General features: G+C 36.3%; 13 protein-coding genes. 4 read left to right on the top strand and 9 right to left on the bottom strand.

The window, feature by feature from the left end:
• Positions 1–13: 13 nt before the first annotated feature.
• The 7 genes from ACWPWK_RS15420 to seqA form a co-directional block, all read right to left on the bottom strand.
• A complete protein-coding gene (locus ACWPWK_RS15420; protein ID WP_109373941.1) occupies positions 14–757 on the bottom strand; it encodes a type 2 GTP cyclohydrolase I in 744 nt (247 codons plus the stop codon).
• A 222-nt stretch (positions 758–979) separates the two neighbouring features.
• Complete coding sequence (locus tag ACWPWK_RS15415) at positions 980–1,186, bottom strand: YbfA family protein (RefSeq protein ID WP_036912074.1); 207 nt, start codon at positions 1,184–1,186, stop codon at positions 980–982.
• Positions 1,187–1,534: 348 nt separating this feature from the next.
• Positions 1,535–1,828: a type II toxin-antitoxin system RelE/ParE family toxin gene (locus tag ACWPWK_RS15410; protein WP_109373940.1), complete on the bottom strand. Its 294-nt coding sequence runs from the start codon at positions 1,826–1,828 to the stop codon at positions 1,535–1,537.
• On the bottom strand, positions 1,821–2,063 hold the full coding sequence (locus tag ACWPWK_RS15405; protein WP_109373939.1) for a type II toxin-antitoxin system ParD family antitoxin: 243 nt from the start codon (positions 2,061–2,063) through the stop codon (positions 1,821–1,823). Before ACWPWK_RS15405 ends, ACWPWK_RS15410 begins: the two co-directional genes overlap by 8 nt.
• A 156-nt stretch (positions 2,064–2,219) precedes the next feature.
• On the bottom strand, positions 2,220–2,702 hold the full coding sequence (locus ACWPWK_RS15400) for a YehS family protein (protein WP_098943871.1): 483 nt from the start codon (positions 2,700–2,702) through the stop codon (positions 2,220–2,222).
• 146 nt (positions 2,703–2,848) lie between these two features.
• A complete protein-coding gene (pgm, locus tag ACWPWK_RS15395) occupies positions 2,849–4,489 on the bottom strand; it encodes a phosphoglucomutase (alpha-D-glucose-1,6-bisphosphate-dependent) (protein WP_109373938.1) in 1,641 nt (546 codons plus the stop codon).
• 74 nt (positions 4,490–4,563) lie between these two features.
• Entirely contained in the window at positions 4,564–5,127 is a 564-nt protein-coding gene (gene seqA / locus ACWPWK_RS15390) for a replication initiation negative regulator SeqA (protein ID WP_109373937.1), read from the bottom strand.
• A 460-nt stretch (positions 5,128–5,587) separates the two neighbouring features.
• Here seqA and ybfF point away from each other — a divergent pair, with 460 nt between their 5' ends.
• From ybfF to fur, 4 genes are all read left to right on the top strand, one after another.
• Positions 5,588–6,370 (top strand): esterase, encoded by a 783-nt coding sequence (gene ybfF / locus ACWPWK_RS15385; protein ID WP_109373936.1) that lies wholly within the window; start codon positions 5,588–5,590, stop codon positions 6,368–6,370.
• A 211-nt stretch (positions 6,371–6,581) separates the two neighbouring features.
• A complete protein-coding gene (gene ybfE / locus ACWPWK_RS15380) occupies positions 6,582–6,890 on the top strand; it encodes a LexA regulated protein (protein WP_109373935.1) in 309 nt (102 codons plus the stop codon).
• A gap of 273 nt (positions 6,891–7,163) precedes the next feature.
• Positions 7,164–7,691 (top strand): flavodoxin FldA, encoded by a 528-nt coding sequence (gene fldA, locus ACWPWK_RS15375; protein ID WP_004244384.1) that lies wholly within the window; start codon positions 7,164–7,166, stop codon positions 7,689–7,691.
• A 189-nt stretch (positions 7,692–7,880) separates the two neighbouring features.
• Positions 7,881–8,327 (top strand): ferric iron uptake transcriptional regulator, encoded by a 447-nt coding sequence (fur, locus tag ACWPWK_RS15370; RefSeq protein WP_023581171.1) that lies wholly within the window; start codon positions 7,881–7,883, stop codon positions 8,325–8,327.
• A gap of 128 nt (positions 8,328–8,455) precedes the next feature.
• Here fur and ACWPWK_RS15365 read toward each other — a convergent pair whose 3' ends face one another.
• Together ACWPWK_RS15365 and chiP are read right to left on the bottom strand one after the other, a co-directional pair.
• Positions 8,456–9,295: a DUF817 domain-containing protein gene (locus ACWPWK_RS15365; RefSeq protein WP_109374106.1), complete on the bottom strand. Its 840-nt coding sequence runs from the start codon at positions 9,293–9,295 to the stop codon at positions 8,456–8,458.
• Between the two features lie 543 nt (positions 9,296–9,838).
• Entirely contained in the window at positions 9,839–11,233 is a 1,395-nt protein-coding gene (gene chiP, locus ACWPWK_RS15360; protein ID WP_109374105.1) for a chitoporin ChiP, read from the bottom strand.
• Between the last annotated feature and the right edge of the window lie 551 nt (positions 11,234–11,784).

The raw sequence follows: 11,784 nt of genomic DNA, 5'->3' as shown, positions 1-11,784 counted from the left end.
AGAATAAATAGGCTTATGCTGGATTATCAATATCGACAAATGTCACATCAAAGTGATGTGTTTGAGCAAGCCATTCACCTAATGCTTTAATACCATAACGCTCTGTCGCATGATGTCCCGCTGCAAAAAAATGGACACCCATTTCTCTTGCGATATGAATAGTTTGTTCCGAAACTTCACCAGTCACAAAAGCATCCACCCCCTGCTCTGCTGCATCTTGAATAAAGCCCTGTCCACCGCCTGTACACCAAGCAATATTACGAATAGTTTCAGGTGCATTATCACCACAATGCAATACATTGCGTTGTAATGCTTTTTCTAAACGTGCTTTTAATTCAAGAGGTGTTAAAGGTAAATCAAACACACCTTTAGGCACTAAAGGTAATATTTCACCTTCAACTTTAACACCCATTTTTAACGCTAACTGAGCGTTGTTACCTAAGATTGGGTGAGCATCTAACGGCAAGTGATAACCAAAAAGATTAATGTCATTACAAAGTAATGTCTTTAAACGGTTACGCTTCATTGAGCGAATAACAACAGGCTCATTTTTCCAAAAGTAACCATGGTGTACTAAAATTGCATCAGCGTTTAATCGTACAGCTTCATCAAGTAATGCTTGGCTTGCCGTTACACCCGTTACTATTTTTTGAATATGAGGGCGTCCTTCGACTTGAAGTCCATTAGGTGCATAATCTTGAAAGTTTTCAATGCTTAACTTCTCATTAATCACTAATTCCAGATCAGTATTCTTCATTTCATTTATTTCCCTGTTATCACGAATGCCACTATTTATCTAACAATAAGATAAATAGCAATAGATGAATCGCCTTCGTTTAAATGACTCATTACTGTTTATTGTAACGTAAAAATTGAAGGTTATTTACAGATAAGGAAAAACAAGAAGGTAGCACCAAAAAAGTGCTTAAAGAGGGATAAGAATAACGCCTATTTTTGCAGGCGTTATCTTAATATTCTGTTATTTGTGACTATTTAGTGCCACTTCTGATTTTGCCAACCAAACGGGTTTATCACTTGTTTTAGACCATACACGGTGTATATAGCTATAAAATTGTGCGCGTTTAGGATGAAAAATCATAACAGGAAATGCCACAACACCTAGCGCAACAGCACCAGTACGACGGGCTAAAACATGTTTTTTTGTATATTCGTTATAAGCTGGCATAGTGCTCTCCTGTATAGAGATTAATTTGATGACTGAAATTTTACCTCATTTGATGAAATTTTACTACTGATCAGACCACTTAATTCGTGCGAAAAATCACCTTTATTTTGCTTGATATGTAATTAAATTACACAATCAAAACAAAAAAAGAAACAAAAATGACATAATTATTAACAAAGTAAGATCGGTATTTTTACTTAATTAAGTTAGCAATAAATAATCTTTGCTTCATATTATCAAAACGGGAAAAAATCAAATCAGTGAGGAGATATGAGATATTCGAGAATGGGGTTTACTGCTAAATAGTATTATGATGAACAATATATTGAACAGTGAATAATTAAATATTTATTCAGGAAAATCAAGAGAATCAACATCTATTGAATGGTGAATAAGGCGAGCAATAAATAAGGTATTATTCTTTGGTAGATAATAGATTGAGTGTTTTTTAAACTCCAATCGTCTCATACCATTACACACCCAACTACACTCTCGCCCAATCCAGGGTGCGCTAGCAAGTAGCTCAAATGTCCGTTTCAAGTCATCATGATATTTCTTTGCCTGAATTACACCAAATTGCTGTATGGTATAACGCGCAATTTGATAAATATCTTCTTCTGCTAACTCAGAAAGTTTATACATTTAAATCCTTTTCAGCTCTTGCAAAAATATCATCCATGTTATTTTTACTTTCTGGTGAATTCACACCATCTAGCACCATTTTACGAACTATTTGGATCCGTTCTTCTCTTATTTCCATCATACGTAAAGCGTCTCTTATTACTTCAGAGGTATTTCCATAACGTCCTGAGTTGATCATTTCACCAACAAAGCCATTAAAGTGTTCACCCAAAGTCACACTAGTTACTCGAGCCATAAATCCTTCCTACATTGTATTACTTAGTAATACAACATTAGCAGTAAATTTATTCTTTCGCCAGTTAATACCATAAAAAAATACCCCAAAATCGAAAACCAATTTTGGGGTATTATTTAATAAATAGAGAATTTTATATCTTAAAATACCCTAAACTTATTTCTTAACTGTTTTACCTTTACCGCGTAGGGTTTCGGTTAACCCTTTAAGGAAATATCTCACGAGTTGATCGCCACAGTTACGATAGTTTTTATGTCCAGGCTTACGGAATACTGCACTGAGTTCTGGCTTAGAAACACGAAAGTCTGCAAGCTCATAAATCTTTAAAATATCAACATCTTTTAACTCAAAAGCGACACGCAGTTTTTTTAAGATAATATTATTGGTTATACGTTTTTCAACTTCAGGTGCTGGAAAATTCTCATCTTTGCCACGACGATAAAAAATTAGACCATTTAAAAAATGCCCCATCGCATTATCGTCACACTCAACAAACTCAGGCTCATCGTCTTTTTTCAGCCAACTATTTACTAACTCTTTTGTGACTGTGAAATCAGCCAGTTTCATGATTTCAACAACATGTGCATCACTTAGGTCCAGCATGTAACGTACACTTCGTAAAACGAAATTATTTTGCATTGTATTGATTATCCACTCTATTTTTAATTCTAAATCAACCTCAATGATGGATATCAATGCTGTGATCTAAAAATATTCAATAATTAAAAAAATACACTCTACCTTTAGGTAGAGTGTATTCTATATAAATAGTTTATTGTACTAACTTATTTGTTAGCAAAAACATTATTTACTATTTCAATGGCTTCTTTTTCAATTAATTCACGATGCTCAGGGCCACGGAAGCTTTCACAGTAAATTTTATAGGCTTCTTCAGTGCCAGAAGGACGAGCCGCAAACCAACCGTAATCGGTCATTACTTTTAAGCCACCAATAGATGCGCCATTACCTGATGCATGTGTTAAACGTGCAGTAATTGGATCACCTGCTAAGGTGCTTGCAGTCACCATTTCAGGTGATAAACGTGATAACAACGCTTTTTGTTCATGGGTTGCTGATGCTTGAATACGGTTATAGCTTGGTGAACCAAAACGTTGCGCTAATTCGTTGTAATGCTCTTGCGGATCTTTACCTGTTACTGCTTTCATTTCAGCAGCCAACAGACATAAAATGATACCGTCTTTATCAGTTGACCAAGGTTTACCATTAAAACGTAAGAAAGATGCCCCTGCACTCTCTTCACCACCAAAGCCAAACTCACCACTAAATAAGCCTTGAACAAACCATTTAAAGCCAACAGGCACTTCAACTAATTCACGACCTAAATCTGCTACAACACGGTCAATCATTGCACTTGAAACCAGTGTTTTACCCACTTTTACATCTTTAGCCCATTGTGGACGATGACGGAAAAGATAGTTAATTGCAGCCGCTAAATAGTGGTTAGGATTCATTAAACCAGAAGGTGTCACAATACCATGGCGATCGTAATCAGGATCGTTAGCAAAGGCTAAATCAAATTTATCACGTAATTGTAATAAGCCTTCCATTGCCCATGGTGATGAACAGTCCATACGAATAACACCATCGTGATCAAGTGTCATAAAACGGAATGTCTGATCAACTTGATCGTTAACTAATTCAAGATCAAGATCATAATACTCACCAATACGTTTCCAGTACTCAATGCCTGAACCACCTAATGGGTCAACACCTAATTTTAAGCCCGCTTTCTTAATTGCTTGCATATCAACAACGTCACCTAACGCTTTGACATAAGGCATAATTAAGTCTTGTGCTTGAATATAACCACTTGCTAATGCTTCATCATAAGAAAGACGATTGATCCCTGCTAAATTGTTCTCAAGCAGTTCATTGGCACGTTTTTCAATCACTGAAGTTAAATCGGTATCAGCAGGTCCACCATTTGATGGATTATATTTAATACCGCCATCTTCGGGTGGATTATGAGATGGAGTGATCACGATACCATCAGCAATATCTTGATGTGCTTCGTTGTATGTCAAAATAGAAAAAGAGACTGCTGGTGTTGGTGTATAGCCATTATTTTCTTGAATAATCACTTTAACTTTATTGGCAGCAAGTACTTCTAAAACAGAAATAAATGCAGGCTCTGACAGTCCATGGGTATCTTTACCCACGTAACATGGCCCTGTTACTCCATTCTTAGCACGTACTTCAGCAATAGCCTGCGCAATTGCCAGAATATGTGCTTCATTAAAGCTATGGCGATTTGCACTTCCACGATGACCAGATGTACCAAATTTCACACGATGAGCGTTATTGCTAGCTTGTGGTTTAAGTGAATAATATTGAGACGTTAATTGCGCCACATTAATCAGATCACTTTGACGAGTATGCTGCCCTGCTCTTGGATGAATTGCCACAAATCTTCTCCTATTTGACATCACAATCACGCTTTAAACAAAAGCCTTTGCAATGCATCAATTAACAATAGTGGTTAGATAGTTCCACACACCTTATCAATCTCATTTGCAGGGAATTGCATATCCTGCATGATGCTTTGTACCATCGTTCTCTTGCGCTCTGTGTTTGAGTTAGTGATAACCCAAAACGGCGTGCCTGAAATATGGCGCGGTTTTGTATGACGTCCACTATCGAGTAATGTTTGTTCATCACCAGCAAAATAGATGCGTGTTCGTCCATGTACTGTTTCAGCAGATTGAGTAAAAGTAGCACTATCTAGGCTATATAACGTAGAAAGGATCTGTAAAAAACGATCAACTGATTTTGTTTTTTCTGCGTAACTATCAGATAACAGCAGTTCTCGCATTTCACGGATCGGATTTTTTGCTGGTGTAATAGCTGGTGTTATAGGTGTAGGTTCAGCTTCCTGTTTAATAACAGGTACTTGTACTGACTCAGTGACAACGACTGGTTGTACGGGCTGTTTGGCATCGAGCTTCAGTAGACGCCTTAAAATATCTGAAGCGCTTTCACCGATATGTCTAGTTTCGCTAGCAATATAGCGGTAAAGTTCGTCATCAATTTCTATCTTTTTCATTGCTACCCAGTACTATTTTCAAAAAAAAGTAATTAGGATTATAAGATATAATCTTTAAAAACAAAATAGGCAAAATTTCAATAACTTAAAGAGGATCTATTCAAGATCCTGCCATTTTAAAGGCTAAGCTCGGTATTTATCCTATTGTTTATCTTGGTATCATCTTCTATTCTTTGAACTTATTCACACAAATTCAGTTTTAAACGCCGCTATATCACACTATCCCAGCCCCCAAATAATATAAAATTCTAATTATTTATTTTTGAGCAATGTCAAGATTTCAACTTTTTAAATAAGTTTGGAGCATACATCTAGATAATGGCATTTTTATGGTTTTTTATAAATTTATCTTATCAATTATTTCTGAACTTCATTACTCTTTCATATTATTGCGATAAGTTGGCTTAGCATCTTGTGCATGTCATCATAGAAGAAAATCGCAATCATCTTGGTCATTAATATGAAACTCAATACATTACTAAATTATCAATTACACCAACCTGAAACGACACCTGTATCTAATTTACCTATCGTCTTGATCCATGGCCTCTTTGGTGATCTCAATAATTTAGGTGTTTTAGGTCGTGCACTTCGTCAAGATAATACCGTGATACAAATTGATGTGCGTAACCATGGACACTCTCCTCATAGCGAAAGTATGAATTATCAAGATATGGCGCAAGATGTGCTCGCATTGCTTGACAGTTTAACTATCTCAAAAGCCATTATTATTGGGCACTCAATGGGAGGCAAAATTGCGATGGCGATGACAGCATTAGCTCCCGAACGTATTGCAAATATTGTTGTGATTGATATGTCACCCGTTACTTATAACGTTCGCCGCCATGACAAAATTTTTGCAGCGCTTGAAGCCGTAACAGAAGCTAAAGTCACACGTCGTCAAGATGCTGTGGAAATCATGCGTCCTTTTATTAAAGAGGAAGGTGTGATCCAATTTTTACTCAAATCATTCAAAAATGGTGAGTGGCTATTTAATTTACCTGCAATAAAAAATGCTTATTCAGATATTATTGGCTGGCAAGAGGTGCCTGCTTGGCATCATCCTGTATTATTTATTCGTGGCGGTTTATCACCTTACATTTTAGATGAGTATCGTGAAAACATCGCTCGTCAATTTCCGCTCGCGACCGCCTTTGTTGTCGCAAATACAGGGCATTGGGTACATTCAGAAAAGCCAGATACCGTTATTAAGACTATTCGTCGTTTTTTAGAGAAAGCTTAGTTAATAAACTTAACAGCTTAAAATAACGTCACTGAAAAATGATAATTTAGTAGAATGTATAATTATTGTGCTTAAAAATAGCGTCTGTTGATAAAAAGACCAAATCACAATAAGTTAAACTCAGGAAGCAGTGGCGAGACATCACTATGTGGGGTATTATTGGGCGTTTCGCAATTGAGTCATTGGTATACGCCCTTTCACAGCAAAATTTATGGCAAAAGAACAAACTGATCGCACCACACTGGATTTGTTCGCAGATGAACGCAGACCTGGGCGACCTAAAACAAACCCGCTTTCTCGGGATGAACAGCTTAGAATTAATAAACGCAATCAATTAAGACGTGACAGAGTTAATGGTTTACGTCGAGTTGAGTTAAAATTAAATGAAGATGCTGTAAATGCTCTCAATGAGTTGGCGACAGAAAGAAACGTCAGTCGTAGTGAACTTATTGAAGAAATATTACTAGAGCAATTGGCGCAAAATAACGCCTTAAAAATGCATCAAAACAAGAATAGTTAGCAGATAAACCACACAAATTCGACAGAATTAGCCTGCTATTTTCGTCAAAATACGTTTTTAGTTTTCTATTATGAAAACACAATGCTTATCTTTCACTAGTAATTGTTCAAACACAGACAAATATACTCTAAATATTTTGAAGTGTAGCTAGGTGACAAGTGAATGAATCACTAGAAACATACAAGAAGTATGTGACTTGTGGAAATATACGTAGTCAATAACGCTACAATTTGAAATATAACGAATTTAGAATAAAAGAGGTTATCTCACTTTATGGCAATCATAGGAATATTCTTCGGCAGTGATACTGGCAACACTGAAAATATTGCCAAAATGCTTCAAGAAAGACTGGGCGCTGATAATGCCGAAGTTCATGATATTGCAAAATCCAGTCAAGAAGACATCGAAGCGTTCGATATTCTGTTACTAGGTATTCCTACTTGGTATTATGGTGAAGCACAATGTGATTGGGATGATTTTTTCCCAACACTAGAAGATATTGATTTCAATGGTAAGCTTGTTGCACTATTTGGTTGTGGTGACCAAGAAGACTATGCAGAATATTTCTGTGATGCAATGGGTACTATCCGCGATATTATTGAACCTCGTGGTGCAGTTATCGTAGGACATTGGCCAACCGAAGGTTATCATTTCGAAGCCTCTAAAGGGCTTGCAGATGATAATCATTTTATCGGTCTTGCGATTGATGAAGATCGTCAACCAGAATTAACCGAAGAGCGTGTTGACGCTTGGGTTGCTCAAATCAAAGAAGAAATGAGCCTAGACGAAATTTTGGGATAATATAAATACTCAATATTGAGAATGATAATTATTCAATGGTGTGCTAAGATAGTGTGATAGGTGGGGTGTTTATTTTTAAATATCATGCCTATAATCAATGAGGTTATTTATTCACCCGAGTATTAATGAATAAAGCCCATTTGTGAGCACAAAAATTAAATTCACCATTAGCAACAGGATTAAATCCGCATGACCGACAATAATAAAGCGTTAAAAAATGCTGGGTTAAAAGTTACACTTCCTCGCTTAAAGATCTTGGAAGTGCTCCAGGATCCTGAGTGCCATCATGTCAGTGCTGAAGATCTCTACAAAAAACTTATCGATATCGGTGAAGAGATTGGTCTGGCAACAGTGTATCGCGTCTTAAACCAATTTGATGATGCTGGTATTGTTACCCGACATAATTTTGAAGGTGGTAAATCAGTATTTGAATTAACTCAACAACACCATCATGACCATTTAATTTGTCTTGATTGTGGCAAAGTTATTGAGTTTACAGACGATGCAATTGAATTACGCCAAAGAAATATCGCTGAACGTCATGGTATCAAACTTTCCAATCATAGCCTTTATTTATATGGCCATTGTGCTGAAGGTAATTGTAAAGAAGATAGCCACGCACATGATGAGAAATAATTCATTCTGGATAATCTCTCAGTAAAAAAAAGGAACTGTGAACAGTTCCTTTTTTATTGGCTCCCGCTATGAACCTCAATATTATCGTGTAATGACGTCACCTTAAAGATAACATAAGCTATATCAATTCACTTCGTCACACTAATACTGTGTTTGATATGTTTTAAATGCACCACTATCGTAAAAGTAACAATAACTAACAGTGACCAAGAGCCCCACTTCCCTGCATGCACGGCAGACCAAGCACCAATTTGGTTTGGATATTGCCAAACACCGAAGAACGTACCAAAATTCTCAGCAAGCCAAATAAAGAAACCAATCAGAATAAAAGCAAGTAATAAGGGCATTTTTCGCTCTGTATCATAAGGCGTAAAATAAACCACACTACGAGCATAAAGACCTAAAATAAAGGCCGTTAAATACCAACGATAATCACCAATAAAATGATGAGAAAAGAAATTAATATAAATCGCAAGTGCAACCAATGTTGCCAGCCAATAAGGTGGATAATGTTCAATTCGTACCTTTAAAAAACGCCATGCTTGAATTAAATAACTCCCCACAGCCGAATACATAAAGCCTGTAAATAATGGGACTTCCCACAATTTCGTGTAAGCAAAATCAGGGTATTTCCATGAACCAATTGCCGCTGATGTTTTAAATAACTCCATCACAAAACCAACAATGTGGAAAAAACAAATCGCTTTTAATTCATCCCATGTTTCTAACTTTCCCCACACCATCCATAATTGAAAAGCGATAGCGAGAATAAGAAGCACATCATAACGAGGTATACCAAAAACACCGTTGCTTGGTGTTGCAAATAAAATAAAAAAGAAAAATCCTGCAAATAAACAAGAACGTGCCTCTTTCACACCAAAAAAGAGAAATTCAACAACAAATCGTTTTATACCTTTAAAGGGCTTCAATGGTGGTTCTAATAAAAAATCATCCAATCGCTTTAACATGTTTCTTCCTGAAAACTCGCATTATCGAACAGCCTTCAATGCAGAATAATAAATAAGGTGAGATAAAATGAATGGCAAGAAATTTGCCATAGAATAAAAAAACGTACAAGGATGAAAAGGACGAAAAAGAAAGGAATGAAAAAATAAAGGTATTTACCCCCACTACGATACCCACTCTGACTGCCTTTACTTAGGGTAAATACCTTACGCAAATTCTGCGAAATAACTGAAGCACAGGAGATAAACATAACCCACTCACATTTATCTCAGACGACATGACATGACGACTTTACTTCATTACTTTTACTACATTACTTTTACTACATACTGCGATTTTAAAACGACTCTTTACTTCGACTCTTCTACTTCTTACTACTGCAGCTGACAACTTCACTTTATTAACGAGGCTTATTTGTAAGGTTCTTCTTAATTAATGCATCTCTATCTTTCTACTACTTATTTTTACTTATCGTAATCGTATTTAGCTTTTTTAGTTTTATTCAGGATAAAGTGCAATTAATACACTTTATCCTTATGCTGATATTAGAAAATAGTGAATGGCATTATCACGTTAAACTTAACGTCTTTTTCATCTTGGAAGATATTACCAAAACCACCGTCATAACTTGGAATATCGGAGTGGTTATCGTAACGGGTATAATGAAGCTTAAAGAGAGTACCTTTAGCGCGACCTTCTTGAACCGTATACATAATATCCGCATTCCATGCACTTTCTCTGATACGCTGACCTTGGTCATAAACGGCTTTACCACTTGGTTTCGCATCCCATGCGTAAATATATGAAGTACCGACAGCCCAACCTGACAGATCCCAGTTTTTCAGATCATACATAACGCCAGCATAAAGTGCTTTTTCTCCATTGGCGTTAAAGTCAGAACGACCATCCCACCAAACATCAAGACGACCGTTAGAGGTTGCCCAGCCTGGAGTCATACGTTGTAAGAAATAACCTTGATTACCTTCAGCTTTAACCCACGTTCCTTCTACTTTGAAGTCAAATACATTGTAGGTATAACCAAAAGTCAGTGCTTGTAACCATGCCAACCCATCATAAACGTCATTAACACCACCGCCGGTAACTTTATCTTTAGCACCGTAGAATTGGTAAGACGTTCTTAATGCATTGTCAGCAATTGGAAAATCATAAGAAACTTTGCCAAAATACTGATCGATATAACCATCGGCCTGACCAAATGCAGCTTCTAACACTAGGCTGTTTTTAAAATCATATTTGGCGCCAAAAGAGTGAAGATAGCTGATATTAGTTTCTAGATCAGCTTTACGGAAGTTATACATATTCCGATACCATGGTGCTTTATATTCATCCGTCCACATATATGAGAAAGATAATTCACCGCTTTTATCGAAATCGAAAACTGCACCCGCTTCAGCACCGCGATAAGTCCCCGGTAAGAAGCTCCAATGTGGACGCAATAAGCTTTGGCCTTTAGGTTGAATATATCCACCTTGAGCCCAGAAATTGCCTAATTTGAATTTCGCAGCCGCTTTATAAACACTCATGCCACTGCGATCGCCAGTCCATTTTTCATCCCAGCGACTTTTTGCATCACTAAAACCGATTTCATTAGGTGCAGCTGGGCCACTGTTATTCAATTCAGCTGCGCCAAAAGCAGCTAAATCAATACCAATAAAATCACCAAGGTAGCCTGATGAGAAATCTAAATTAGCGTTGAAAGTAGAATGGTGTAAGTTAGCTTTGTATTTGCCGTAATCAGGGCTATTTGGTGTTAACTCTTTTCTATCACGGTCACGTTGCCAATAAAAAAGACCGCCTGTTAAGGTTGAGTCGTCAATAAACCCTTCAGCATGAGACATTTTTGCAGGTAGTGCAGTTACAAGCAATGCGCCCATAACGGCAAGTGCCACCCTGCCTGGTTTAGCATGTTGCATAACCATAGCATTGTTTCCTCTTTGACTTTGACTAAAAAAGAAATAAGCACAATGCCTATTTCCAAATATAAAACCCCAAGTGGGGAAAAAACCTAAATTAGGTTAGAAACAGCATATTTTTCGCGACGCGAATTATCAACCTAAAAAAAAGAATTTTTATCAAAATATGACAAAGGACACATAACCAAATGATCGTTTCATTTTCTTACTTTTATAATTATTGACTAAAAGTAATCATAATTAGTTGATTTAAATGTATTTTATAAAACAATCTTTAAATGATATGAAATTTCGTTTTTATAGAAAGGAATAATAAGCAGTACTTATAAATGATCTTTTTTAACAGTGTGAAATAGGCGGTATTAATCACACTTTTCTTATTACAGTTTTATTTAGCGTGATGGTATGAAAAAACAAAAGAATAAAGTGATAGTGAATAAACTATTTCAAATGAAATAAATGAAAAGTTATCACCTAAAAAAGAAAAAACGAAAGACTAATCAAATTAAGAATAGTAAATGTTTAATATCAATAGATGAAAAATCATCCAAACTAAG

Source organism: Proteus sp. Marseille-Q3619 (assembly GCF_965283115.1).
The sequence above is the reverse complement of the archived record's forward strand: the minus strand, read 5'-3'. Positions and strand labels throughout refer to the sequence as shown.

Bases quoted from the DNA above. Each gene is read 5' to 3' on its own strand.
- ACWPWK_RS15420 (WP_109373941.1), bottom strand. From the start codon at position 757: ATGAAGAATACTGATCTGGAATTAGTGATTAATGAGAAGTTAAGCATT.
- ACWPWK_RS15415 (WP_036912074.1), bottom strand. From the start codon at position 1,186: ATGCCAGCTTATAACGAATATACAAAAAAACATGTTTTAGCCCGTCGT.
- ACWPWK_RS15410 (WP_109373940.1), bottom strand. From the start codon at position 1,828: ATGTATAAACTTTCTGAGTTAGCAGAAGAAGATATTTATCAAATTGCG.
- ACWPWK_RS15405 (WP_109373939.1), bottom strand. From the start codon at position 2,063: ATGGCTCGAGTAACTAGTGTGACTTTGGGTGAACACTTTAATGGCTTT.
- ACWPWK_RS15400 (WP_098943871.1), bottom strand. From the start codon at position 2,702: ATGCAAAATAATTTCGTTTTACGAAGTGTACGTTACATGCTGGACCTA.
- seqA (WP_109373937.1), bottom strand. From the start codon at position 5,127: ATGAAAAAGATAGAAATTGATGACGAACTTTACCGCTATATTGCTAGC.
- ybfF (WP_109373936.1), top strand. From the start codon at position 5,588: ATGAAACTCAATACATTACTAAATTATCAATTACACCAACCTGAAACG.
- ybfE (WP_109373935.1), top strand. From the start codon at position 6,582: ATGGCAAAAGAACAAACTGATCGCACCACACTGGATTTGTTCGCAGAT.
- fldA (WP_004244384.1), top strand. From the start codon at position 7,164: ATGGCAATCATAGGAATATTCTTCGGCAGTGATACTGGCAACACTGAA.
- fur (WP_023581171.1), top strand. From the start codon at position 7,881: ATGACCGACAATAATAAAGCGTTAAAAAATGCTGGGTTAAAAGTTACA.
- ACWPWK_RS15365 (WP_109374106.1), bottom strand. From the start codon at position 9,295: ATGTTAAAGCGATTGGATGATTTTTTATTAGAACCACCATTGAAGCCC.
- chiP (WP_109374105.1), bottom strand. From the start codon at position 11,233: ATGGTTATGCAACATGCTAAACCAGGCAGGGTGGCACTTGCCGTTATG.